This window comes from Duganella sp. GW821-FHT07F09 (assembly GCF_059418705.1).
The window spans coordinates 502,378-528,353 of record NZ_JBWKQJ010000002.1 but is presented as its reverse complement, the minus strand read 5'-3'; the positions used below and the strand labels follow the sequence as shown (position 1 = coordinate 528,353).

Here is a 25,976-nt window from a genome sequence, read left to right as displayed (position 1 = left end):
TATCGGAGCACAAGATGAAATTTTCACACGAGTGGATCGAGAAAAACCCCTGGCTGCTGATCGCGCTGGTGACCCTGGTGGTCAGCGTCGGCGGCGCCGTCGAGATCGTCCCGCTGTTCTTCCAGAAATCGACCACCGAGCCGGTGGCGGGGTTGAAACCCTATTCGCCGCTGCGCCTGGCCGGACGCGACGTCTATGTGCGCGAAGGCTGCTACAACTGCCATTCGCAGATGGTGCGGCCGTTCCGCGCCGAGACCGAGCGCTACGGCCACTACTCGGTTGCCGGCGAATTCGTCTACGACCGGCCGTTCCAGTGGGGTTCCAAGCGCACCGGTCCCGACCTGGCGCGGGTGGGCGGGCGCTACAGCGACGAATGGCACCGCACCCATCTCGCCAGCCCGCGCGACGTGGTGCCGGAATCGAACATGCCGAACTATCCATGGCTGGCGAAAACCGCGCTGGTGCCGGCCGAGATCGTGCCGAAGATGCGCGCGCTGCAGCGCCTGGGCGACCCGTACACCGACGCCGAGATCGCCGCCGCGCCGGAAGAGCTGAAAGACAAGACCGAAGAAGACGCCCTGATCGCCTATCTGCAAGGCCTGGGCACATTAATCAAGACGAGGAACTAGCATGGCTATCGAAAACCTGTTCGACCGCGCCAGCAGCGTGATGACGGTGGTTTCCTTCATCACCTTCGTCGGCATCCTGTGGTGGGCCTTCATCGCCAACAAGGAAGCCGACTTCGCCAAGGCGGCGCAGTTGCCCTTCGACGACGAGGAGCATGGCCATGGCTGATTTCACCAATGGTTTCTGGGACATCTACATCGCCGTGCTGACCCTGCTCGGCATCGCCGGCTGCGGCATTCTTTTATTCTCACAGGCCAAAGTGAAGCTGGCCAAGGGCAAAGACGGCAAGGTCGGCACCACCGGGCACACCTGGGACGAGGATCTGACCGAATTGAACACGCCGATGCCGCGCTGGTGGATGTGGCTGTTCTACATCACCATCGTCTTCGCGCTGGCCTACCTGTTCCTGTATCCGGGCCTGGGCACCTACGCGGGCAAGCTGGACTGGAAATCGTCGGGCCAGTACCAGACCGAGCTCAAGCAGGCGGAGTCCGAGTACGGTCCATTGTTCGCGCAATACCAGAAGCAGGACCTGAAAAAGGTCGCCGCCGATCCGAAGGCCCACGCCATCGGCCAGCGGCTGTTCCTGACGTACTGCGCGCAGTGCCACGGTTCGGACGCGCGCGGCAACAAGGGCTTTCCCAACCTGACCGACAACGACTGGCTGTTCGGCGGCGCGCCGGAAACCATCAAGGAATCGATCCTGCGCGGACGCATGGGCGTGATGCCGCCGATGGGCGCGGCGCTCGGCTCGGACAAGGATGTGGAAAACGTCGCCCACTACGTGCTCAGCCTGTCCGGCTCGACCGCCGACCCGATCAAGGCGGTGTTCGGCAAGGGCAAGTTCGGCGCCTGCATGGCCTGCCACAGCGCCGGCGGCACCGGCAACCAGGCACTTGGCGCGCCCAACCTGAGCGACAAGGTCTGGCTGTTCGGCGGCAGCGCCGAGACCATCATGGAAACCATCCGCAAGGGCCGCAACGCCACCATGCCCGCGTTCGAGGACTTCCTCGGCGACGCCAAGGTGCACGTGCTGGCGGCGTACGTGTGGAGTTTGTCGAACGACGTCAACGCGCCGGAATCGTCGCCGGTTCCGCCGGCGCCGGCCGTCGCCGCCACGCCTGCGGCGGAATAAGCGGTCAACGCCATGAGCTCGCCTGAATCACAAGTCGTCCATATGTACGCCGCGCGGGAGGAGATCTATCCGCGCGAAGCCTCGGGCCGCTATGCCCGGCTGCGCTGGCTGTTCGTCTGGCTGACGCAGCTGGCCTTCTACGGCGCGCCGTGGCTGCAATGGAACGACCGCCAGGCCCTGCTGTTCGACCTGGGCGCGCGCAAGTTCTACATCTTCGGCCTGGTGTTATGGCCGCAGGATTTCATCTACCTGGCCGCGCTGCTGATCATCTGCGCCTATTTGCTGTTCCTGGCGACGGCGGTGGCGGGGCGGGTCTGGTGCGGCTTCGCCTGTCCGCAAACGGTGTACACCGAAATCTTCCTGTGGATAGAACGCCGGATCGAAGGCAAGCGCAGCGCGCGCATGGCGCTCGACCGGCAGCCGCCGTCGGCGGCCAAGTTCGCGAAAAAGAGCGCCAAGCACCTGGCCTGGGGCGCGGTCGCGCTGTGGACCGGCTTCACCTTCGTCGGCTACTTCACGCCGATCAAGCACTTGGCCGAAGAGGTGCTGACGTTGAGCTTCGGCCCGTGGGAATGGTTCTGGGTGGTGTTCTACAGCTTCGCCACCTACGGCAACGCCGGCTGGATGCGCGAACAGGTGTGCAAATACATGTGCCCGTACGCCCGCTTCCAGAGCTCGATGTTCGACCGCGACACCCTGATCATCACCTACGCCGGCGAGCGGGGCGAGCCGCGCATGCCGCTGTCGAAGAAGGAAGCGGGCAAGGGCGGCGACTGCATCGACTGTTCGATGTGCGTGCAGGTGTGCCCGACCGGCATCGACATCCGCAACGGCCTGCAATACGAATGCATCGGCTGCGCCGCCTGCGTCGACGCCTGCAACGGCGTGATGGACAAGGTCGGCCTGCCGCGCGGCCTGATCCGCTACAGCACCGAGCGTGCCATGACGATGCATTACACGCCGACGCAGATCCACCGGCGCACGTTGCGTCCCCGGGTGCAAATCTACGCCGCCATCCTGGCGCTGATCGTGGCCGCCGTCGGCACCGCGCTCTACCTGCGGGTGCCGCTCAAGCTGGACGTCATCCGCGACCGTGGCGCCATGGGCCGCGAGGTCGAGGACGGCATGATCGAAAACGTCTACCGGCTGCAGATCATGAACACGTCCGAGCGGGCGCAGACCTACCGCATCCGCGTCAGCGGCATCGCCACCTTGGCGCAGGTGACGCCGGAGCTGGTGCGGGTCGACGCCACAGAAACCAAGGCGCATCCGATCCGGCTGCGCACGGCGCACGGCGCCGCCCATCCGGGTTCGAACAAGATCGCCGTCGAACTGACGTCGGTCGACGACCCGTCGCTGCATGTGAAGGAAGACGCGGTATTCATTGTGCCGCGCTAAGGAGAACAGCATGACCGTATCGATATCGCATGCCACCGTGACGCCGTGGTGGAAGCAGCGCTGGCCGTGGCTGCTGATGGCCGGCCCGGCGATCGTCATCGTTGCCGGCGTCTACACCGGCTACCTCGCCTTCACGCGGCAGGACGCGCTGGTGGTGGGCGACTACTACAAGCGGGGCAAGGCCATCAACCAGGACTTGCGGCGCGACCGCGTGGCCAGCACCTTGGGGTTGTCGATGTCGATCGGCTACGACCCCACGCAAGGCATGCTGGCCGGCCAGCTGCGCCGCGACAGCGACGACCACGCCAAGACGGAGCGCTTGTTCGTACGCCTGTCGCACGCGACCTTGCCGGCCAAGGACATCCAGCTGGTGGTGCGGCCGGACGAATTCGGCGGCTTCCATATCAATCTGCCGATGCTCGAGCGCAGCCGCTGGGTGGTGCTGGTGGAAGGCGAAAAGCGCGACTGGCGCCTGGCCGGCGCCTGGAGCTGGCCGGCGCAGCGCAGCGTCACCCTGCGCGCCGAATAAGCCCGTGGTTGGATGGTGATTTTGACCGGGGAACCCACCGCAATCGTGGATCCACGTAGGGCGGATTAGCGTAGCGTAATCCGCCAGGAGCCCCCGGGGACGCATGCATGGCGGATTACGGCTTCGCCTAATCCGCCCTACGTGTCTATGTGGTCATTCCGCCGCTAATGGCAGGTCTGCGTGCCGGCCGTGATGGCCTTGAGCATGGGCGGATCGAGCAGTTCGATTTCGCGGTTGCTCACGCGTAGCAGGCCTTCCTTCTTGAACTTCGACAGCAGGCGGCTGATGCTTTCGATCGTCAGGCCCAGGTAGTTGCCGATCTCTTCGCGCGACATGCGCAGCTGGAAGGTGTTGGGCGAGTAACCGCGCGCCTCGTAACGCGACGACAGGTTCACCAGGAAGGCGGCGAAACGCTGCGTCGCCTGCATATTGCCCAGCAGGAGCATGACGCTTTGCTCGCGCGTGATCTCCTGGCTCATCATTCGGTGGAAGTGCCGCAGCAAGGTCGGCATGTCGGCCAGCAGCTGTTGCAGGCTGCCGAACGGAATCTCGCACACCTCGCTGTCCTCCAGCGCCACGGCGGTGCAATGGTGCAGGTCGGTGCTGATGGCGTCCATGCCCAGCAACTCGCCCGCCATCTGGAAACCGGTGATTTGCTCGGCGCCCTCGCGGTTGACCTGGTAGGTCTTGAAGTGGCCGAGCCGGATCGCGTACAAATTCACGAACGGATCGCCGATGCGGAACAACGTGGCGCCGCGCGCGACCTTGCGCCGGCGGCCGATGATCCGGTCGAGCCGCTCCATGTCTTCATTGCCCAGTCCCATCGGTAAACACAACTGGTGCATGCTGCAATTGGCGCAGCTGGCCTTGAGGATGTCGATGGTGGCGCCGGGCAGCACCAGTGCGGGGAGGTCTCTGATCATGCCGCCAGTGTAGACCATTAGTCGCTGCTTTCGGCCGATGCCGCACTGTACCGATCAGGTATTCGCGCCACTCCGAGCCTTGCTTCATGCAAGCGTGCTTGCACCGGCGGCCCACCCGGTCCGCAAATATTTTCGACATCCGGTTAAATTTAACTTGCACGCTATTAGATTGTTCGCTATAGTTCACCTCAAGCAAGTAGCACACTACTTAATAGTAAACAACCAACCTCGAAAGGAATCACCATGAAACGCTCGATCATCGCCTCCGCCCTGCTGGCCGCCACCGTCCTGACCGCCCAAGCCGCCACGCCGGCCGCCGACACCACCGTGGTGCTGGTGCACGGCGCCTTCGCCGACGGTTCCAGCTGGGAAAAAGTCATCCCGTTGCTGCAGGCCCAAGGCTTGAAAGTGGTGGCCGTGCAAAACCCGCTGACCTCGCTGGCCGACGACGTCGCCGCCGCCCAGCGCGTGATCGACGCGCAAACCGGTAAAGTGGTGCTGGTCGGCCACTCGTGGGGCGGCACCGTGATCACCGAGGCCGGCACCAGCGACAAGGTCAAGGCGCTGGTCTACGTGGCCGCGTTCGCACCGTCGGAAGGCCAGGCCACCGCCGAGCTGGGCAAGGACTACGCCGTGCCGCCAGGCATCGCCACCTTGCAAGCCGACGCCGGCGGTTTCCTGTGGCTGCCGACCGCGTCGGTCTCCACCAACTTCGCCCAGGACGTTCCGCCGGCCACCGCCGCGCTGATCGCCGCCACCCAGGGCCCGATCGCCGCCAAGGCCTTCGCCGACAAGACCACCGTGGCGGCCTGGAAAAACAAGGCCAACTATTACATCGCCGCGTCCGAGGACCGCATGATCGATCCGGCCTTGCAACAGGCGTTCGCCAAGAAAATCAACGCCACCACTATCACGCTGAAAGCGAGCCACGTGCCGATGGTGTCGCAGCCGCAAAAAGTCGCCGACGTGATCATCGCCGCCGCCCGGCGTTAATACTGTTGCCAAGGTCGGGCATTGATAGGAGAATTCCTGAGCACTCCGTAGTTCTCCAATTTCATGTCCGACCCGCCCGACAAGGATGAAATGAAGCCACTTGGCATCAAGGCTAAAGTTGCGCTGGCGACCAGCATCACGTCGATCCTGATGATCGCGCTGGTGACCGTGGTTCAGATGCAACGCATGAAGGCGGATTTCACCAAAGTACTTTTCACGCAACAAACGGCGCTGATCGGCCGCACCGCCGAGGAACTCGACGACAAGCTGACCATGCTGCTCGACATCATCGCGCTGTCGGCGCGCCACCAGCCGGTCGAGATCGCCGGGTCCACCGAGCGGCTGCGCGCCTACTACCAGGACCGCGCCGTGCTGGCGCTGTTCGACGACCTGCTGGTGCTCAATCCGCAGGGCATGGTGATCGCCGACATCCCGGTCCAGCCCGGCCGCGTCGGCATCGACGCCTCCGACCGCGCCTACTTCCGGACCGTGATGCGCACCCGCAAACCGCTGATCGCCGAACCGGTGATCGGCAAGTCCAACAAGCAACCGATCGTGCAGATGGTGGCGCCCGTGCTCAACGCCAACGGCGAGGTGGTGTGCGTGCTCAACGGCGTGCTGCGCCTGTACAAGGACAATGTGCTGGGCCACCTGCGCACCGCCAAGGTCGGCCACAGCGGCTACTTTTTCGCCCTCACGCGCGGCGACCATCCGGTCTACGTGCTGCATCCGGACGCCAGCCGCCTGCTGCAACCGCGCCAGGCCGGCGCCAACGCCGCCACCACGCGCGCGCTGCGGGACGGTTTCGAGGGCACCGTCGACAGCATCAACGGTAACGGCGAGCGCGCCCTCAACAGCTACAAGGCGCTCAAGTCGGTCGACTGGGTCCTGGCCGCCTCGCTGCCGGCCGAGGAGGCGTTCGAACCCTTCGACGGCGTGCTCTCGCGCGTGCTGGTGTGGAGCGTGGTGGCGTCGATCCTGGCGGCGGCGCTGATCGGCTGGCTCACCCTGCGCCTGCTGGCGCCGCTCATCCGGCTGCGCGACGCCATCGTCGCGCTGCGCGGCGACGCCACCCACTTCGCGCCGCTGCCGGTGCGCGCCGACGACGAGGTCGGCCAGCTGACGGCCGCCTTCAACAACCTGATGCGCGACCGGCTGGCGGCCGACGCGCGCCTGCAAAGCCTGGTCGAATTCGCCCCCAACGCGATCGTCGTGGTCGGCGTCGACGGCCGCATCGAAACCTTCAACCGCGAGGCCGAGCGCCGCTTCGGCTACGGCCGCGACGAGATCCTCGGCCAGCCGCTCGAGACGCTGGTGCCGGCGGCGCTGCGCGCGCAGCACGCCGCGCACCGGGTCAAGTTCTTCGCCGACCGCCTCAGCGCCGAGCCGGTGCGCATGGGCGGCGCCACCACCCTGTTCGGCCTGCGCCGCGACGGCAGCGAGTTCCCGGTCGAGATCAACCTGAGCGCGGTGCGCACCGACCAGGGCACCAAGGTGCTGGCCGTCATCTCCGACATCACCGAGCGGCGCCGCCTGCAACTGGAGGTCGAGGCCCGCGCCCAGGAGCTGGAGAAGGAGCGCGACCGCGCCGAGGCCGCCAACCGCGCCAAAAGCGAGTTCGTCGCCAACATGAGCCACGAGATCCGCACGCCGATGAACGCGGTGCTGGGCATGGCCTACCTGCTGGGCAACACCACGCTGACCACCCAGCAGCGCAAATACCTCAACATGGTGAAGGTGTCCGGGCAATCGCTGCTGGGCATCCTCAACGACGTGCTCGACTTCTCCAAGATCGAGGCGCGCCACATGGAGCTGTCGCCCGTCGAGTTCAGCCTGGACGACACCATGAATTCGCTGGCGACGATGATGACGATGAACGCCGGCGACAAGGAACTGGAGCTGGCCATCAGCGTCGAACCGTCGGTGCCCAAGCGGCTGCGCGGCGATTCGATGCGGCTGCAGCAAATCCTGGTCAACCTGGCCGGCAACGCCATCAAGTTCACCGAGCAGGGCGAGGTGGTGGTCGGCGTCGAGCTCGACGCGCGCGACGACCACGGCGCGCTGCTGCGCTTCGAGGTGCGCGACACCGGCATGGGCATGACCGAGCAGCAGCTGGGGCAGTTGTTCAACGCCTTCTCGCAGGGCGACCAGAGCATCACGCGGCGCTTCGGCGGCACCGGCCTGGGCTTGGCCATCACCAAGCGGCTGATCGAGCTGATGGGCGGGCAAATCGCGGTCCACAGCACGCCGGGGCAGGGCTCGACCTTCTTCTTCAGCCTGCCGTTCGAGGTGTTGCCGGAACGGCCAGAGGAGCGCCGCAAGCCGGCGCTGGGCGACCTGCGCCTGCTGGTGGCCGACGACAGCCGCACCAGCCGCGAACTGATCGCCAAGCTGATCCGGGCCTGGGGCTGGCAGGCCGACGAGGTCGATTCCGGCGCGGCCGCGCTCGAACGCTTCCGGCTCGGCCTGGAGGCGGACCGCGCCTACGACGTCGTGCTGGCCGACTGGCACATGCCCGGCATGGACGGGCTGGCCACGGCCAAGGGCATCCGCGCGGCCGCGCCCGACCGCAAGCAGCCGATCGTGGTGATGGTCAACGCCTTCGCCCGCGACCGCATGGAGGAAATCTCCAGCGCGCCCGAGGCCGACGTGGTGCTGGTCAAGCCCATCACCAGCTCCAACCTGTTCGACGCGCTGCACCAGGCGCTGGTGACCAAGGCCGACGCCAGCGTGCAGGCGGCGGCCGACCAAGGCGTGGACGGCAGCCTGGGCGGCGTGCATTTCCTGCTGGTGGAAGACAATCTGCTCAACCAGGCGGTGGCGCGCGGCATCCTCGAGCTGGCCGGCGCCACGCTCGACGTCGTCGACAACGGCCAGCAGGCGCTCGACCGCATGAGCGCCAATCCCGGCGTCTACGACCTGGTGCTGATGGACATGCAGATGCCGGTGATGGACGGCTTCACCGCCACCCGCCTGCTGCGCCAGGAGTTGAAGCTGACCCTGCCCATCATCGCCATGACGGCCGGCGTGCTCGAATCCGAGCGCGAGCGCAGCATCGACGCCGGCATCACCGATTTCATTCCCAAGCCGATCGAGGTCGAGGAGATGCTGGCCGTGCTGCAAAAGCACTTGCCCAAAAAAGCGCCGAAGCCGGCGCCCGCACTTGCCGCCGCGCCGCCCGCAGCGGCACGCGCACCGGCGCCGGCGCCCGTCCAGGCGGCGGTCAAGCTGGTCGGCTCGCCGGCGCCGGCCGGCGAGGCCGGTGCCTTCAATATCGACAGCCTGATGCGCGTGATGGGCCGCGACGCCAAGGGCCGCGCGGTGATGGTCAAGATGGTGCGCGGCGCCATCGACAGCGGCATGGCACCGGTCGAGCAGGCCGACCAGGCGCTGCGCGAAGGGCGGCCGCGCGACGCCGCCCGCCTGTTCCACGGCCTGCGCGGCGCCGTCGGCGTGCTCGGCGCCCGGCGCCTGATCCAGGCCACCATCGACGCCGAGACGGCCATCAGCGAAGCACGCGACGACGAGCTGGCGCAACACTTCGACGCCGTCCGCGCCGCGCTCGAACAAACCCTGGCCGAGGCCCGCGCCTGGCTCGACCGGCAAGCGCCGTAACGCGAATTCAAATTCCTTCCAAACCACGTAGGGCGGATTAGCGCAGCGTAATCGGCCATGCCCGCGCCGCCGACGGCGCATGCATGGCCGATTACGACGTTCCGCCTAATCCGCCCTACGTCTCTCCGCGACATGCCTCCCGGCATCCAACTTTCGTTGCCTTTTGCCACCATGTGAATAGTATTGATAACAATTCGCATTTACGTTAAGGCATTTTATTGTTACACTCTCACAAATTAGTAAAGATTCCCCGGCTGTCAGACACAGGTTGGCAACACTTCAGCAATACCTCGCACCGCCGGCCTCCCTTCGATTTAGATGAAAGAATGGCAATGATCAAGAGTCGCAAACACGCGCAATCGCGCTTCAACCAACATATGAGCGCGGCGTTGGCCGTGATGCTGCTCCCGGTCGCCGCCCACGCGGCCGACGCCGCCGCCGCCGAACCTGTCGCGGTCGCCGGCCAACAACAAACCATGCCTGAAGTCAAAGTCCAGGGCACTGCCGAGGGCATCAAGGCCGACAAGGCCGCGTCCGTCAAGTACACCGAGAAGCTGGTCGACACCGCCCAGACCATCACCGTCATCAAAAAAGAACTGATCGAACAGCAAGGCGCCGTCACGCTGACCGAAGCGCTGCGCAACACCCCCGGCGTGGGCGCCTTCTTCCTGGGCGAGAACGGCAACACCAACACCGGCGACGCCATCTTCATGCGCGGCTTCGACGCCTCCGGCAGCATCTACGTCGACGGCGTGCGCGACGTCGGCTCGATCTCGCGCGACACCTTCAACATCGAACAGATCGACGTGCTCAAGGGCCCGGCCGGCACCGACAACGGCCGCAGCTCGCCGACCGGTTCGATCAACCTGGTCAGCAAACAGCCGCAGCAGGAAAACGCCTACCTCGGCTCCGTCACCTTCGGCAGCGGCAAGCAAAAGCGCGCCACCGCCGACCTCAACCAGGTGATCGACGCCGACAGCGGCACCGCCTTCCGCGTCAACGTGCTGGCCCAGGATGCCGGCAATCCGGCGCGCGACGTCGTCGAGAACAAGCGCTGGGCCGTGGCGCCGTCGCTCGCGTTCGGCCTGAACGGTCCGACCCGCGTCTACCTGAACTACCTGCACGTCAAGCAAAACAACATCCCCGACGGCGGCGTGCTGACCATCGGCATGCCCGGCTACAGCGCGCCGGTGTCGACCACCGTCACCGCCACCAACACCGCGGCCGTCATCGCCGCCGAGCGCGCCCGCCTGGCGCCGCTCAACAACGCGCCGCGCGTCGATCCGCGCAGCTTCTACGGTTCCTCGTACGACCACGACGACGTCACTGCCGACATGGCCACCGTGCGCCTCGAGCACGACTTCGCCAACGGCATCAAGCTGCAGAACACCACCCGCTTCGGCAAGACCGAGCAGGACTACCTGCTGACCGCGTTCATGGCCACCGCCGCCAACCTGATCATCCCGAGCGCCGATCCGGCCAGCTGGCAGATGCGCCGCACCAACACGACGTTCAAGGATCAGAGCAACAAGATCTTCACCAACCAGACCACCGCCACCGGCGAATTCGCCACCGGCGCGCTCAAGCACACCGTGGTCGGCGGCCTTGAGATCACCACCGAGAAGCAGACCAACTACACCTGGGCGCCGACCGGCGGCACCGGCCTGCCGATCACCAGCGTCTACTACCCGAACCCGGCGACGTCGTTCAACCTGACCTACGCCCGCAACGGCGCGCAAAGCGTCGGCAGCACCGACACCGTGAGCGCCTACGTGTTCGACACCCTCAAGATCGGCGACAAGTGGATCCTGAACGGCGGCGTGCGCGTCGACCACTACAGCACCGACTACAACGCCGTGGCGCTGCAGGCGGCCGTGACCGCGCCGGCGGTGCAGCCGCTGCCGGTCGGCACCCGCATCCCTACCTCGCTCAAGAAGAGCGACAACTTGATCAACGGCAAGCTGTCGGCGCTGTACAAGCTCACCCCGGAGAGCAGCGTCTACGGCCTGGTGGCGACGTCGAAATCGCCGCCGGGCGGCACCAACTTCAGCTTGAGCGCGGCCGCCAACAGCGCCGCCAACGTCAACTACGATCCGCAGGAAACCACCAACTACGAGCTGGGCGGCAAATGGGATCTGCTCAAGCAGAAGCTGTCGCTGTCGGCCGCGCTGTACCGCACCGACGTCAAGAACGAAGTCGAGGTCGACCCGACCAACCCGGCCGTCTACTACCAGAACGGCAAGAAGCGCGTCCAGGGTATCGAGCTGGGCGTGACAGGCGAGATCACCCGCGGCTGGATCGTCAGCGCCGGCTACACCCGCATGTCGACCAAGGTCGAGAAGGGCCGCTCGGTGCTGGCCAACGGCGAGGAGCAACTGGCCTACACGCCGAAGCAGGCGTTCACGTCGTGGACCTCGTACACCCTGCCGATGGGCCTGCAGCTCGGCGGCGGCGTGCGCTACGCCGGCAAGCTGCTGCGCGGCACCGATGGCGCCGTCGGCACCCCGGCCTTCATCGAGTCGTACTGGGTGGCCGACGCCATGGCGTCGTACCCGATCAACAAGAACGTCGATGTGCGCCTGAACGTGTACAACCTGACCGACAAGGAATACGCCGCGTCGATCAACAAATCGGGCTACCGCTACATCCCGGGCCAGCCGCGCTCGGCCAGCCTGACGGCCAACATCAAGTTCTAACGAACGTGGTAAGTTGTAAGCTTTAAGCAAAAGGGCCCTTCAGCCGTGTTGCTTGCCCCGCCCTCACCGGCGGGGCTTTTGTTTTTCCGGACCAACTGTCTCAAGGAGTTTGACCATGATGCTGCACATCCCGGGCGTGTTAAGCCGTGAACAGGTGGCCGCCATGCGCGCCCGCCTGGACGGATCGGACTGGATCGACGGCCGCGCCACCGTCGGCGCCCAGGGCGCCCAGGTCAAGCAGAACCGGCAACTGCCGGAGGGCTCGCCGCTGGCGCTCGAGCTGGGGCGCATCGTGCTGGCGGCGCTGGCCGACAACCCGCTGTTCTTCTCGGCCGCGCTGCCGCTGCGCACCATTCCGCCGCTGTTCAACAGCTACGCGGGCGGCGAGCACTACGGCGCCCACGTGGACGGCGCGATGCGCCGCTTGGCGGACGGCCAGTGGCTGCGCACCGACGTCTCGTCGACCCTGTTCCTGAGCGATCCGGACGACTACGACGGCGGCGAGCTGATCGTCACCGACGCCTACGGCGAGCACGAGGTCAAGCTGCCGGCCGGCGACCTGATCCTGTACCCGTCGACCAGCATCCACCGGGTCGAACCGGTCACGCGCGGCGCCCGCGTGTGCGCGTTTTTCTGGACCCAAAGCATGGTGCGCGACGACATGCGGCGCGGCATGTTGCTCGAGCTGGACCAGACCATCCAGAGCCTGCGCGCGCGCCTGGGCGACTGCGCGGAACTGGTCGGCCTGACCGGGCATTACCACAATCTGTTGCGCCAGTGGAGCGAGGCGTAGGCCGGGCGCATGCTCGGTTTACACCCGGCCGATACCCGCCGACACCCGGGCCGCCGGCCCGCTGGTGCCGGGAGGCTACACTTTCGCCAGTTCGCAACAGTTCCTTTCAAAAGAATATAAAAAAGTCTAGCAATTTTGAGCATGCTGGTTAAACTGCCAGTTCACGGATGGCTGGGGTGGCGCGACCGCGCTCCCAACGCGGCTTTCCGTTCATTCACGGAGGACTCCATGGTCAGCGTACAAGGCACCCGCCCACAACCCCATTCCCGTTCCAGCCGCCTGCGTACCGGGCTGCGCCTGATACCGCTGCTGTGCGCGGCGTGGGCCGGCAACGCCGCGGCCATCGACGTCATCTACCAGGGCCCGCCGGGCAGCAGCGGCCTGACCGGCGCCGTGCCGGGCGCGGCCGGCGGCAACGGCATGACGGCGCCGCCGGCGCAGATCGTCACGTTCAGCGCCGACTTCACCAACACGCTGACCGTCACCGGCGGCCGGGGCGGCGACGGCGGCAATGGCGCGGCCGGCAACGCCAATGTGCTGGGCGGCAACGCCGGCGCCGGCGGCGCCGGCGCCGCCACCTTGGCCGACATGGCCTCGGCCATCGCGGCCGGCCCGGCTTCGCTGACCGTGGTCGGCACGGGCGGACGCGGCGGCAACGCCGGCCAGCCGGGCGCCGGCTTCGGCGGCCCGGGCAGCGGCCAGGGGGCCGTCGGCGGCCAGGGCGGCGCCGCGGTCGCCAACGCCACGCTGACCACCAACGGCGGCGCCTTCTCCCAAGTGGCGGCGACGGCCACCGGGGGCGAGGGCGGCCTGGGCATCGCCGGTTTCGCCGGCGGCGACGGCGGCGCCGCCACCAGCAACGCGCGCGCCGGCGGAAGCGGCAGCGCGCCGTTACAACTGTCGTCCAGCGCGACCGGCGGCGCCGGCGCGGCGGCCACCTTCGAAGGCGCGCAGGCCGGGGCCGGCGGCGCGGCCACCGCCACCAACGGCTTGAGCGGGGCCGGTTCCGGCGTGCTCGACCTGACCATGCTGACCACCGCCACGGGCGGACGCGGCGGCGCCGCCGACCTGGACTTCACGGCCGTTCCGCACGGCTTCGGCGGCAACGGCGGCGCGGCCTCGGTCAGCCACAGTTCCGTCTACGCCGGCGACTCGCTGAACCTGGCGCAAACGGCCACCGGCGGCGCCGGCGGCGGCACCATCTTCGGCGTGGCCGGTAACGGCGGCAACGCCGCGTCGACGATCTCGCTGTCGTCGGGCAGCGCATCGTGGGTCGACGTCGCCGGCACCGCCATCGGCGGCCAAGGCGGCAGCAGCGTGGGCGACCCGTTCAATCCCGGCTCCGAGGTGGGCGCGACGGGCAGCGGCGGCTCGGCCAACAGCCAGCTGTGGCTCAGCGCCTCGCCGGGCAACCTAGGCGCCCAGATCACCGGCACCAGCACGGCCACCGCCGGCCTGAGCGGCACTGGCGCGTTCCCCGCCGACGGCGGCGCGGCCGAAGCCTTAGCAACCGTCTACGGCGGCGGCCGGGTGACCAGCGTGGCCAACGCCACCGGCCAATCCGGCAGTGGCGCCGGTGGCTACGGCAACGCCCAGGCCATCGCCGGCTCGAACTACGTCGCCGTCGCGCGCGCCAACGCCGCCGGCGGCGGCGCCTTGTTCAACCCCGGCGCCGGCGCCAACGCCAGCGCGGTGGCCAGCGCCAGCTACTTCGCCAGCGCCGACGCGGTGGCCGCCTCCGGCAGCGGCCGCCATGGGGGCATGGACTCTTCGACGGCGAGCGCGCAGGCGATCGTCACCCGCATCGCCGGCGACGCCTCGCCGGTCATCCCCGGGCAGCCTTCCGAGGCGCGCGCCCACGCGGTGGCCGGCGGCATGGGCAGCACCGCCCAGGCGCGCAGCACCTACACCGACTATGGCCTCGGCGCGGCCGTCACCACCCGTGCCGCCAACGGCCAACCGAACATGCTCTACACACCCGAGGCGAGGACCGCCGCCAACGTCGGCGGCGCGGCCTACGGCCCGTGGGCGCCCCAGAATGGTCTCGACGCGACGATCTTCTCCAACGCCAACGCCCTGCCCACGGCGGCCTCGGTGGCGCCGATGATCGCCTCGTCGACCGAGGTGGCGACCGCGTTCGCCGATGCCGAAACACTGGCCGCCGGCACCATGGGCGCCGCCTTCTTCCTGGCGACCGCCAGCGCCGAATTGAGCTTGCCGTTTAGTGCCGGCAACCACCTGCTGCTGGCGCTGGTGCAACCGTTCTCGTCCGGCTTCGACAGCAGCTTCAGCTTCTCCGTCAGCAACGGCGGCACCTCGCTGTACTCGGGCAGCTTCACCACGCTGGCCCAGGCCGACGCCGTGTTCAACGGCCATGTGCTCGACTTGGGTGTCATCAACGCCAACACGCTCGACCTGCTGCTCACCTTCACCCTGGAGAGCGGCATGTACGGCTTCAGCTACCTGGTCGGCCAGGGCGGCGCGCTGGCGCCGGTGCCCGAGCCGAGCAGCTGGATGTTGCTGATGCTGGGCCTGGCGCTGCTGGCCTGGCGCGCCGGCGCGTTCAAGACCACGCGTATCGGCCCGATGGGCGGCATGCGCCCCGCGTAAGCACAGCGCGCGGCGGGCCATCCGCGCCCCCGCGCGCGCAAAAAACCACGGTCGCCGCCTCGGCTTACCAACTGCAAGCCGCGCGGAAGCCCCGATGGCACAAGGGGCGTCCGCGAACGGCGCGTCCCCCCGCCGCCGAATGGAAGCAACGCTCCCCCTCGCCCTTCCTGAAAATACTTGCCACACGTAACGCTAACGTGACATGATCAAGATCAGACTTTGTTTTCAAAGTTCGCATTTCGAAAGGGAATGTGGTCGCGATGGTGGTGGATTTCTCTTCATGCCCGCAACGGGCACGGCACGTAGCAGCTTGCACTCCTCAAGCCACACCACACGACGACCTGAATCACCGCTTGTATATCGCTAGCCTCTACGCCGCTTCGGCAATCAATTTTCGCTTGTCCACGAACCATCGCCCCGCACCGCGCGCGCGGCGGCGATGCATCCGCTTTAGGGAGAGATTATGTTTTCAAACATGAAGGTGGCCGTCCGGCTGTCGCTGGGCTTCGGCGCGGTGGTGCTGTTGTTGCTCGTGTTATCGGCGGTCAGCATGATGCGCATGGCGGCGATGGACCGGGATACCGATCTCATCATGGATGACCGCTATCCCAAGGTGGTGCTGGCCAACGATGCGGCCATGCGCACGCTCGACAACGCCCGCCAGGTGCGCAGCATGCTGTTGACCACCAACGAGGACGAGCGCGAAAAATACAAGGCGGCGGCCGAGGCCAACCGGGCCAAGGTGACCGATGCGCTGGCCAAGCTCGACAAGCTGATCGACAGCGACAAGGGCCGCGCGCTGTTCAAGGACATCACCGACAGGAACGCCGTGCTGAATCCGGCGTACAACGAACTGTACAGCCTGATCAAGAACGACCCCAAGAAAGCGCTCGAGTATTTGAAGGAGGATTTCGTCGTCATCAATAGCGCCTACCTGGGCGCCCTCGATAACCTGGTCAAGTTCCAGAACGAACTGATGGACCAGGAACGCATCGCCGCCAACGCCAACTACGAAACCACCCGCACGGTGATCATCACCTTGTCGGCGGCGGCGGTGCTGATCGCGATCACGCTGGCCTGGCTGATCACCGCCAGCCTGGTCAAGAGCCTGGGCGGCGAGCCGAACTACGCGGCCGAGCTGATGCGCCGCATTTCCGACGGCGACCTCAGCGGTGAAGTGCACATCAAGCCGGGCGATCGCGGCAGCATGCTGCTCACCGTCAAGGAGATGGTGGCCAAACTCAAGCAAGTGATCGACGGCCAGCGCACGGTGGTCGAGGCGGCCAACCGCGGCAACTTCGGCGCGCGCGTCGACCTCAACGGCCTGCAGGGCTTCCAGCGCGAGATGGGCGAGGGCTTGAACCAGCTGGCCACCACCACCGGCGCCAGCATCGACGACGTGGTGCGGGTGATGGGGGCGATGTCGGAGGGCGACCTGACGCAGACCATCGACAAGCCCTACGAGGGCGCCTTCGGCGAGCTGAAAAAATACGCCAACAACACCGTGGCCAAGCTGGCGCAGGTGGTGTCGGAGGTGAACGCCAACGCCGAGGGGCTGGCGGCCGCCTCCGAGGAGGTCAGCGCGACGGCCAATTCGCTGGCCCAGGCGGCCAGCGAGCAGGCCGCCGGCGTCGAGGAAACCTCGGCGTCGGTCGAGCAGATGACGGCGTCGGTGGCGCAGAACACCGACAACGCCAAGGTGACCGACGCCATGGCCAGCCGCGCCGCGTCCGAGGCCACCGAGGGCGGCGAGGCGGTGCGCTCGACGGTGTCGGCGATGAAGCAGATCGCCGCCAAGGTGTTGATCATCGACGACATCGCCTACCAGACCAACCTGCTGGCGCTGAACGCGGCCATCGAGGCGGCGCGCGCGGGCGAGCACGGCAAGGGCTTCGCGGTGGTCGCGGCCGAGGTGCGCAAGCTGGCCGAGCGCAGCCAGATCGCCGCGCAGGAGATCGGCGAGGTCGCCACCAGCAGCGTCAGCCTGGCAGAGCAGGCCGGCCAGATGCTGGGGGCGATGGTGCCGAACATCAAAAAGACGTCCGAGCTGGTGCAGGAGATCACGGCCGCGTCGGAGGAGCAGTCGTCGGGGCTGGCGCAGATCAACGGCGCCATCGCGCAGCTGAGCCAGACCACGCAGCAAAACGCCGCCGGCTCCGAGGAGCTGGCGTCGACGGCCGAGCAGATGAGCAGCCAGGCCGAGGAACTTCAGCAGGCGATGAGCTTCTTCAAGATCGGCCACGGGTCCGGCGGCAACGCCAGGATCGGCGCGCCGCGCCCGCAGCCGCGCGGCGGCGTCAAGCCGGTGCCGATGCGCCAGGTCGACATGGCCGGCGTGGGACCGGACGAAACGAAGTTCGTCAAGTATTGAAGCTTGGAGACACGTAGGGCGGATTAGCGCAGCGTAATCCGCCATGAGCCGTCGGCGGCGCATGCATGGCGGATTACGGCTTCGCCTAATCCGCCCTACGTGCCTCCGTGGTCCCGCTAGCTCCGCTTCGGTATCTCCAACCCCTTCGCCACCGCCGGCCTGGCGACAAACGCCTCCAGCGCCCGCGTCACATGCGGGAAGTCCGCGATGCCCACCAGATCGCCGGCCTGATAGAAACCGATCAGGTTGCGCACCCACGGGAAGGTGGCGATGTCGGCGATCGTATATTCGTCGCCGGCCAGCCACCGGTTCGTCGCCAGACGCCCGTCCAACACCCCCAGCAAGCGCCTGGACTCGGCCACGTAGCGGTCGCGCGGGCGCTTGTCTTCGTATTCCTTGCCGGCGAACTTGTGGAAGAAGCCCAGCTGGCCGAACATCGGCCCGATGCCGCCCATCTGGAACATCAGCCACTGCAGGGCTTCGTAGCGCCCGGCGGTGTCGGCCGGCAGGAAGCGCCCGCTCTTTGCCGCCAGGTAAATCAGGATCGCGCCCGATTCGAACAGCGCCAGCGGCTTGCCGTCCGGACCGTCGGGATCGAGGATGGCCGGGATCTTGTTGTTCGGATTGAGCGACAGGAATTCCGGCGACATCTGGTCGTTGGTCTCGAAACTGACCAGATGCGCTTCGTACGGCAAGCCGGTTTCCTCCAGCATGATGGACACCTTGACGCCGTTGGGCGTAGGCAGCGAATACAGCTGGATGCGGTCGGCGTGCCTGGCCGGCCATTTTTGCGTGATCGGGAAATTGGAGAGATCGGTCATAAGCTGCCTTTCATATGTGCGTCCCACAAAATAGCAGAAATCCCGGTTGCGGGTCCGGCCCGCCCCCGTTTCACGGCCGTTGGTCCCACCCCAAATGCAAATGCGATTGATTATCATTTATAATGTGAAACTTTTTTCATTTCCAACGGATATACATGTCTTTTCGTCCCACCGCGCGCGTCGTCGCGCTGAGCCTCCTGCTCGCCCCCGTCGCCCCCCTGGCCCGCGCCGCCACCGATGACGCCACCGGCAACGCCGACACCGCCCTGCCGCAAGTCAACGTCGTCGCCGACCGCGCCACCGGCCAGTACAACCCGCAGCACAGCAGCGGCGCCACGCGCACCGACACGCCGCTGCGCGAAGTGCCGCAATCGGTCCGGGTGATGAGCCAGCAGCAGATCGACGACCTCGGCGCGCTGCGCCTGGCCGACACGGTCGACTTCGTCAGCGGCATCTCCCGCCTCAACGATTTCGGCGGCACCTGGGACAACTTCGCCATTCGCGGCTTCAGCAGCACCGACATGGGCTTCCTGGTCAACGGCTTTCCCGGCTCGCGCGGCTACAACCCGCCGCGCGACACCGCCACCGTCGAGCGCTTCGAATTCCTCAAGGGACCGGCGTCGGCCCTCTACGGCAGCAGCGAGCCGGGCGGCACGATCAACATCGTCACCAAGAAGCCGAAGTTCACCCCGCACAACGTCGCCGAGGTCAGCCTGGGCAGCCGGGGCCTGCGCCGCGCCACCGTCGACAGCACCGGCGCGCTGGGCGCCAAGGTGGCCTACCGCATCAACCTGATGACGGAGGAGGGCGACAGCCGCTCCACATTGCTGCACAACAAGCGCACCCTGGTGGCGCCGGCGCTGACCTGGGTCATCGATCCGCAAACGATGCTGAACTACGAAGCGGAGTTCCTGCGCGCCGACACCCCGCTCGACCGCGGCATCATCAACGTGCGCGGCACGCTCGGCGCCCTGCCGCGCGAGCGCATACTGAACGAGCCGTCCGACGGCAACATGACCCTGACCAGCGACACCCACCAGCTGACGCTGGACCGGGCGCTGTCGGACCACTGGCGCGCGCGCTTCGGCGCCAGCTACAAGGAAAGCACGTTCGACGGCAACTACACCGAGGCGACCTCGCTGGCGGCCGACAACCGCACGCTCAACCGCCAGGCGACGTGGCGCCAGCTGCCGTCGCGCGACGTCTCGGTGCAGGCCGAGGTCGAAGGCAAGTTCGACACCGGCGGCATCGGCCACACCGTGCTGGTCGGGGCCGAGGCCTCGCGCCTGTGGATGAACACGGAGATCCTGCGCTCGGCCAACACCCCGATCGACATTTACAATCCGGTCTACGGAACGCCGGCGACGGCGCTGACCAACCGCACCTCCAGCTCGGACGAGCGCCAGCGCGTCAAGGCGGTGTTCGCGCAAGACCAGATCAGCCTGTCACCGCAATGGAAGTTGCTCGGCGGCCTGCGTTGGGACGAGTACAACCAGGACATCGACAACCGCGTGGCCCGGACGGCGACGTCGAAACAGCAAAGCGCCGTGTCCCCGCGCGCCGGGCTGACCTTCCTGCCCAACGAGTGGAGCTCGCTCTATGTCTCGGCCGGCAAATCGTTCCGTGGCAACAGCGGCACCGACATCAACGGCAGCCCGTTCGACCCGCAGCGCTCGACGTCGTACGAAGCGGGCTGGAAACTGCAAACCCCGGACCAGCGCCTGGGCGCCAACTTCGCCGTCTACGACATCGCCAAGACCAACGTGCTGACGGCCAGCGACGTGCCCGGCTATTCGGTCGCGGCCGGCAAGATCAAGAGCAGCGGCTTCGAGGCCGACGTCTACGGCCAGATCGACGCCAACTGGCGCGTCAGCGGCAATTTCTCGTGGGATGACGCCCGCGTGGACAAAGACCGGACCCTGGCCCCGGGCACGCGCGTGATGAACGTGCCGAAGGTCGGCGCCGGCCTGCTGGCCATCCGCGAAGCCGTCCTGGACAACGGCGGCCGCTACGGCGTCGGCGGCGGCGTCAACTACGTCGGCGACCGCTCCGGCAACACCGCCGACACCTACACCTTGCCGGCCTACACCACGGCCAAGCTGGTGAGCTACTGGCAGATCAGCAAAAAGGTGCGGCTGTCGCTGGACGTGCACAACCTGTTCAACCGCAACTACTACACGGCCTCGTGGGCCAACCTGTATGTCATCCCCGGCGCCGAGCGCAGCATCGTCACGCGCCTGAAGGTTGATCTGTAAAGCGTCGATCTGTAAAGCGCCGCTCTGTAACGTCGACCAGCCAGCGCCGGACCGCCGGGCTGGCGGCGCCGCAACCCCATCTGCGGTGCGTCGCCGCCGCGCCGCATCTGCTAAGGTTTCGGTCTGGGCGCGGCGAGGATTCCCCATTTCCGCCGCGCGCTTTCCCATCAGTGCGGAGGAGGCAACATGGAACGATACCCGAGCGTCCATCGGGTGGAAATCGCGCATCAGACGGGCGCGCCCGCCTGATGCGTGGCAACGACGCGCCCGCTCCCCCCTTCATGCGCTATGTGACGGGCGTGCTGATGGCCGCCACCATCGGCTTGCTCGTTTGGCATCACTACGGCATGGAACGGGTCATCGAGATCTCCGACCGAAAAAACACCGAACTGCAAGTGACGGACGACCGCATCAGCGGCGGCGGCAGCGTCGCCACGCTCGAGCGCGCGAACGGCCTGTTGCGCCTGCGCTGCCGGCTGACGCGCACCATCGATTGGCCCAACTGCAAATACATGTTCCTCATCAGCCAAACCGCCAGGGGCATGGACTTGTCGGAGTTCGACTCCGTCAGCGTCGACGTGCGCTACGCCGGTCCGGGACGCCACGCGCTGCGCGTCATGCTGATGAATTTCGAGCCGCAAGTGTCGACCCTGGCCGACTGGATGTCGCAAAAGGTCAACGAGCTGGAGTTCCAGGTGCCCGGCCGGGGCGTCACCGAGATTCCGCTGAAGGTGTTCCACACCGCCCCCTGGTGGATCGACTACAAGCAGGTGCCGCTGGAGCAGTCGGGCGTGCGCATCGATAACGTCACGCGGGTCGAGCTGCTCACGGGCGCGGCCGCGGAGGCCGGCGAGCACGTCATCGATTTGCGCTCGCTGCGCTTCCATGGAAAATGGATCAGCCAGGGCCGCCTGTACATGCTGCTGATGGGCGCGTGGATACTGTGCGCGGTCGGCTGGCCGCTGATGGCCTCGCTGCAGCTGCGGCGCCAGCTGCGCCACAGCAGCAAGCGGCTGAATCTGCTGAGCGAGGTCAACCGGGCTCTGCAGCTGGAGGCGCGCGAGCTGGTCGAGCAGGTCAACACCGATCCGCTGACCGGCGCGCTGAACCGGCAGGGCCTGCGCGCGGCGCTGATGAGTACGCCGGCCATCCTGGCCGCGCCGATGTCGGTGGTGTTCACCGACATCGACCATTTCAAGCACATCAACGACCAGCACGGCCACGACGCCGGCGACGCCGTGCTGCGCCAGTTCGCCGCCGAGATCACGGCGGGCATACGCTCCAGCGACAAGCTGGTGCGCTGGGGCGGCGAGGAGTTCCTGATCATCTGCTCGGGCACCAGCGCCGAGCAGGCGCGCGTGCTGGCGGAGAAATTGCGCACCGGCTTGAAGAACGCCCGCTGGTCGACCGGCCCCGGCATCACCGCCTCGTTCGGCGTCGCCGAGCTCGCGCCCAACGACGACATCGGCGACGCCATCAAGCGCGCCGACGCGGCCCTGTACGCGGCCAAGAACGGCGGCCGCGACCGGGTGGTGGTCGACATGGCGTTTGATGCAAAAGTGCGGCGGTCGCTGACCATTCCGCGCTAGCGGCGGCCGCTCGCGTCGCCGACCGGCGGCTCACCGCCGGCGGTGCGGCGCGAACACAGCGCACCGCAAAACCGGCCCATCCTTATTGCAAGACAGTTGCGTTTACATTCGGATGTCCCTAGAATGCCTGCAACGCATTCAATGCATACATTGCAAATGGAGGACTATGGAAGCCGCCCTGCTGCCGATTCCGGGCTTATCGCTCATGTTCATGCTGGGGTTGCGGCATGGTTTCGATCCCGACCATATCGCCATCATCGACAGCATGGCCTACCGCGCGCTGAGCGAGCGGCCGCGCCTGGCGCCCTGGACCGGCACCTTGTTCGCGCTGGGCCACGGCTTGGCGGTGACGGCCATCGCCGTCGCGCTGGGCGCGTTCGCCGGCGGCATCGAGCTGCCGACCTTGTTGCAGACCATTCTGGACTGGCTGCCGACTTTGCTGCTGATGCTGGTCGGCACGCTCAACCTGCGCGACTTGCTGCAACAGCAGGTGTACCGGCCCACGGGCTGGAAAACCCTCCTGATGCCCCGGCAACTGCGTAGCAGCGCGCACCCGCTGACGATCTTCGGCACCGGCGTGCTGTTCGCGCTGGTGTTCGACACCGCCACGCAGGCGGCCGCGTGGGGCTACGCCGCGACCGCCAACGCCGGCGGCGCCACCGCCCTGGTCGCCGGCCTGGCCTTCACGGCCGGCATGGTCGTCACCGACAGCGCCGACGGCCGCCTGATGGTGCGCTTGCTGCGCAGCACCTCCGACCAGGCCGCCGCCACCGCCGCCGCGTACCGGCGCAGGATAGGCTGGACCGTGGTGCTGATGTCGTACGGCATGGCGCTGTACCAGATCGCGACCGCGCTGCGTCCCGATATCGAACTCGACGACCTGGCCTTCACCGTCGTCGGCTGCGCCCTGTTCGCCTCCCTGCTGATCGCCTGCGGCGTCCTGGTCCGCAAACGCGCCGCCGTCGCCTATCCCATCACCAAGGAGTAACCATGTCCCTTCATGCCGGCATCGCCGCCCAGGTTCCCGTCACCCTGCTCACCGGTTTCCTCGGGGCCGGTAAAACCACGCTGCTCAACCGCATCCTCGGCGAGGAACACCACCAACGCATCGCCGTGATCGAGAATGAATTCGGCGAGGCCGGCGTCGACAGCGAGCTGCTGGTCAACAGCGAGGAGCAGATCGTCGAAATGAACAACGGCTGCATCTGCTGCACCGTGCGCGGCGACCTGGTGCGCATCCTCGGCCAGTTGGCCGAACGGCGCGACGCCGGCGAAATCCGCTTCGACCGCGTCATCATCGAGACCACCGGCCTGGCCGATCCGGCGCCCGTCGCGCAAACCTTCTTTGTCGAGGAAACCATCGCCAGCTACTACCGGCTCGACGCCATCGTCACCGTCGTCGACGCGCTGCACGCCCAGCAACAGCTCGATGTCCACCACGAAGCCCAGGAGCAGGTCGGTTTCGCCGACCGCATCCTGCTGTCCAAAACCGATCTGGTCACGCCGGCGGCGGCCGGGGCGCTGGTGACGCGACTGCAAAGCATCAATGCACGGGCGCCGATCTCTGCTGTACACTTCGGCCGGGCGGAAATCGACCGGCTGCTCCATGTCGGCGGTTTCAGCCTGGACGCCATCCTCGCGATCGAGCCCGACTTTCTCGGCGACGTGACGCACGAACATGACGACGACATTTCCTCGTTCGTGTTCCGCGCCTCGCGTCCGATCAGGGCCGGCAAGCTCGAAGCCTTCCTGTCGATGATGCTCACCGACCACGGCAACGACATGCTGCGCTACAAGGGCGTGCTGGACGTGGCCGGCGTGCCGGCGCGCGTGGTCTTCCAGGGCGTGCACATGATGATGGGAACCAATCTCGGCGCGCCGTGGCGCGACGGCGAAGCGCGCGAGAGCCTGATGGTCTTCATCGGCCGCAAACTGCCCAAGGAGCGGTTCCTGGCCGGCCTCGAGCAATGTTTAACCAAGGAAGTGGCAACGCATGAAATCAGATGAAGTAAGGACATTCCGCTTGGAAGCGGGCGCCGGCGTACGGGGCCCGGACCGGGCCGCCGCTCGGCGATGAAATCGGTCTTGTCGGCCACTTCCAGCAAGGCGCCGCGATGGCGGCGGCCGGCACGCCAGTTGTCGCGTCTGCACCGCTGGCTGGGCACCGGTTTTTGCCTGCTTTTCACACTGTGGTTCGGCACCGGCTTCATCATGATGTACGTGCCGTTTCCCTCGCTCGGCGAAGGCGAACGCATCGCCGCGTCGGCGCCGGTGGCGCCGGCGGCCGTGAACGTCGCGCCGGCCACGGCGGTGCAGGGCCTGCCGGGTTTGTCGGTACTCCGGCTGCGCCTGGTCGACGTGCTGGGGCGGCCGCGCTATCTGGCCACCCTGGACGATGGCCGCGTGCTCGGCGTCGACGCCGACGACGGCGGCACATCGGCGCCGCTGGACGCCGCCCAGGCCGGACTGCTGGCCGGGCGCTTCGCCCGCCAGCCGGTGCAATCGGTCAGCGGCCCCTTCGATTACGATCAGTGGGTCGTGCACCATCGCTTCGACGCCGCCCGGCCGTTCTACAAAATCGCACTGGGCGATGCCGCCGGCACCGAACTGTACGTGTCGGCTGGCCTGGGCCAAGTGCTGCAACGGACCACGCGCTTCGAGCGCGGCTGGAACTGGGTCGGCGCGGTCGTACACTGGATGTATCCAACGGTGCTGCGCAAGAATTCATGGGCGTGGGATCAAACCGTGTGGTGGCTGGCGCTGGGCGGCATCGTCGTGGCCGCCGCCGGCTACGGTGTCGGCGTGGTGCGTTTGCTCAACCAGCGGCGCGCGGGCCGGGCCGGTATCTCGGCGTTTCGCGGCTGGCTGCGCTGGCATCACGTTCTGGGCCTGACCGGCGGCCTGTTCGCGCTGACGTGGGTGTTCAGCGGCTGGCTGTCGATGGATCACGGACGCCTGTTTTCGCTGGACCAGGCCAACGCCGACCACGCGGCCCGGTTTCGCGGCGCCGGCGTGGCCGCGGCCATGGCGGAGTTGACGCCGGAAACGCTGCGGACGATGGGCACGGCGCGCGAGATCGAGTTCCTGGCCGTCGGCGGGCAGCCCTTTGTCGTGCGGCGCGGCGCGGCCGACGCCGCCTACCGCCTGATTCCGCTTGCTGCCGGCAAGCCACAGCCGCCGTTGGACCAGCTGCCCGACGCGCTGCTGATGCAAGCGGTGGCAACGGCATGGGCGCCAACGCCGGTATTGGATATCGCCGCCATCGCCGCCGGCGACGCCTACGGCCACACCCGCTCCGACCCGCTGCCCGCTGGCGCGCGGCGGGTGCGCCTCGATGACGCCGCGTCGACCTGGGTGCACGTCGATGCCCGCTCGGGCCAGATCATTTCCCAGATGGACGACAGCCGGCGCCTCTACCGCTGGCTGTTCAACGGTTTGCACAGCTTCGACTTTCCGTTTCTGCGCGGCGGCGGACCGTTGCGGCAGGCGCTGATGCTGGCCGCGCTGGCGGCCGGTCTGGCGCTGAGCGCAAGCGCGCTGGTATTGGCCGCGCGGCGGCTCGCCAGATCGCGTCGATGAGAAATCATTGCGCTTGATATTCGTCCCTTGTGCCAACAGAGC

The 25,976-nt window shown here is 67.0% G+C and carries 18 protein-coding genes; 16 read left to right on the top strand and 2 right to left on the bottom strand.

What is annotated here, in order from left to right; translation table 11 throughout:
- Window positions 1–14 precede the first annotated feature (14 nt).
- From ccoO to AC07P1_RS07430, 5 genes are read left to right on the top strand one after another with little or no spacing between them, the layout of a single operon-like run.
- A complete protein-coding gene (gene ccoO, locus AC07P1_RS07450) occupies window positions 15–629 on the top strand; it encodes a cytochrome-c oxidase, cbb3-type subunit II (protein WP_090324282.1) in 615 nt (204 codons plus the stop codon).
- 1 nt (window position 630) lies between these two features.
- Window positions 631–795, top strand: a complete 165-nt coding sequence (locus tag AC07P1_RS07445) for a cbb3-type cytochrome oxidase subunit 3 (RefSeq protein ID WP_494695173.1) — start codon at window positions 631–633, stop codon at window positions 793–795.
- Window positions 788–1,762 (top strand): cytochrome-c oxidase, cbb3-type subunit III, encoded by a 975-nt coding sequence (gene ccoP / locus AC07P1_RS07440; RefSeq protein WP_494695172.1) that lies wholly within the window; start codon window positions 788–790, stop codon window positions 1,760–1,762. Before AC07P1_RS07445 ends, ccoP begins: the two co-directional genes overlap by 8 nt.
- A gap of 12 nt (window positions 1,763–1,774) precedes the next feature.
- Window positions 1,775–3,160 carry a cytochrome c oxidase accessory protein CcoG gene (gene ccoG / locus AC07P1_RS07435; RefSeq protein ID WP_494695171.1) on the top strand — a complete coding sequence of 462 codons (1,386 nt, stop codon included), beginning with the start codon at window positions 1,775–1,777 and terminating at the stop codon, window positions 3,158–3,160.
- 10 nt (window positions 3,161–3,170) lie between these two features.
- Window positions 3,171–3,689 carry a FixH family protein gene (locus tag AC07P1_RS07430; RefSeq protein WP_494695170.1) on the top strand — a complete coding sequence of 173 codons (519 nt, stop codon included), beginning with the start codon at window positions 3,171–3,173 and terminating at the stop codon, window positions 3,687–3,689.
- Window positions 3,690–3,853: 164 nt separating this feature from the next.
- Here the strand turns inward: AC07P1_RS07430 and fnr are convergent, their stop codons facing one another.
- Window positions 3,854–4,612, bottom strand: coding sequence for a fumarate/nitrate reduction transcriptional regulator Fnr (gene fnr / locus AC07P1_RS07425; RefSeq protein WP_494695169.1), 759 nt, complete (start codon window positions 4,610–4,612; stop codon window positions 3,854–3,856).
- A gap of 243 nt (window positions 4,613–4,855) precedes the next feature.
- Here fnr and AC07P1_RS07420 point away from each other — a divergent pair, with 243 nt between their 5' ends.
- From AC07P1_RS07420 to AC07P1_RS07395, 6 genes are all read left to right on the top strand, one after another.
- Window positions 4,856–5,605 carry an alpha/beta fold hydrolase gene (locus AC07P1_RS07420; RefSeq protein WP_494695168.1) on the top strand — a complete coding sequence of 250 codons (750 nt, stop codon included), beginning with the start codon at window positions 4,856–4,858 and terminating at the stop codon, window positions 5,603–5,605.
- Window positions 5,606–5,695: 90 nt separating this feature from the next.
- The gene (locus tag AC07P1_RS07415; RefSeq protein WP_494695167.1) at window positions 5,696–9,220 is read left to right on the top strand and encodes a response regulator; all 3,525 of its coding nucleotides are present in this window, start codon (window positions 5,696–5,698) and stop codon (window positions 9,218–9,220) included.
- A 326-nt stretch (window positions 9,221–9,546) separates the two neighbouring features.
- On the top strand, window positions 9,547–11,916 hold the full coding sequence (locus AC07P1_RS07410) for a catecholate siderophore receptor Fiu (protein WP_494695166.1): 2,370 nt from the start codon (window positions 9,547–9,549) through the stop codon (window positions 11,914–11,916).
- A 115-nt stretch (window positions 11,917–12,031) separates the two neighbouring features.
- Window positions 12,032–12,709, top strand: coding sequence for a Fe2+-dependent dioxygenase (locus AC07P1_RS07405; protein ID WP_494695165.1), 678 nt, complete (start codon window positions 12,032–12,034; stop codon window positions 12,707–12,709).
- A 228-nt stretch (window positions 12,710–12,937) separates the two neighbouring features.
- A complete protein-coding gene (locus AC07P1_RS07400) occupies window positions 12,938–15,319 on the top strand; it encodes a PEP-CTERM sorting domain-containing protein (protein ID WP_494695164.1) in 2,382 nt (793 codons plus the stop codon).
- 463 nt (window positions 15,320–15,782) lie between these two features.
- Window positions 15,783–17,690 carry a methyl-accepting chemotaxis protein gene (locus tag AC07P1_RS07395; RefSeq protein ID WP_494695163.1) on the top strand — a complete coding sequence of 636 codons (1,908 nt, stop codon included), beginning with the start codon at window positions 15,783–15,785 and terminating at the stop codon, window positions 17,688–17,690.
- Between the two features lie 116 nt (window positions 17,691–17,806).
- Here AC07P1_RS07395 and AC07P1_RS07390 read toward each other — a convergent pair whose 3' ends face one another.
- Window positions 17,807–18,511 carry a glutathione binding-like protein gene (locus tag AC07P1_RS07390; protein WP_494695162.1) on the bottom strand — a complete coding sequence of 235 codons (705 nt, stop codon included), beginning with the start codon at window positions 18,509–18,511 and terminating at the stop codon, window positions 17,807–17,809.
- Window positions 18,512–18,666: 155 nt separating this feature from the next.
- On the opposite strand from AC07P1_RS07390, the gene AC07P1_RS07385 reads away from it, so the two are divergent.
- The 5 genes from AC07P1_RS07385 (at window position 18,667) to AC07P1_RS07365 (ending at window position 25,934) form a co-directional block, all read left to right on the top strand.
- Complete coding sequence (locus AC07P1_RS07385; protein ID WP_494695161.1) at window positions 18,667–20,766, top strand: TonB-dependent siderophore receptor; 2,100 nt, start codon at window positions 18,667–18,669, stop codon at window positions 20,764–20,766.
- 248 nt (window positions 20,767–21,014) lie between these two features.
- Window positions 21,015–22,355: a GGDEF domain-containing protein gene (locus AC07P1_RS07380; RefSeq protein WP_494695160.1), complete on the top strand. Its 1,341-nt coding sequence runs from the start codon at window positions 21,015–21,017 to the stop codon at window positions 22,353–22,355.
- 166 nt (window positions 22,356–22,521) lie between these two features.
- Window positions 22,522–23,343, top strand: a complete 822-nt coding sequence (locus tag AC07P1_RS07375; protein ID WP_494695159.1) for a HoxN/HupN/NixA family nickel/cobalt transporter — start codon at window positions 22,522–22,524, stop codon at window positions 23,341–23,343.
- A 2-nt stretch (window positions 23,344–23,345) separates the two neighbouring features.
- Window positions 23,346–24,362 carry a CobW family GTP-binding protein gene (locus tag AC07P1_RS07370; protein ID WP_494695158.1) on the top strand — a complete coding sequence of 339 codons (1,017 nt, stop codon included), beginning with the start codon at window positions 23,346–23,348 and terminating at the stop codon, window positions 24,360–24,362.
- 78 nt (window positions 24,363–24,440) lie between these two features.
- Window positions 24,441–25,934, top strand: coding sequence for a hypothetical protein (locus AC07P1_RS07365; protein ID WP_494695157.1), 1,494 nt, complete (start codon window positions 24,441–24,443; stop codon window positions 25,932–25,934).
- Window positions 25,935–25,976: the final 42 nt, after the last annotated feature.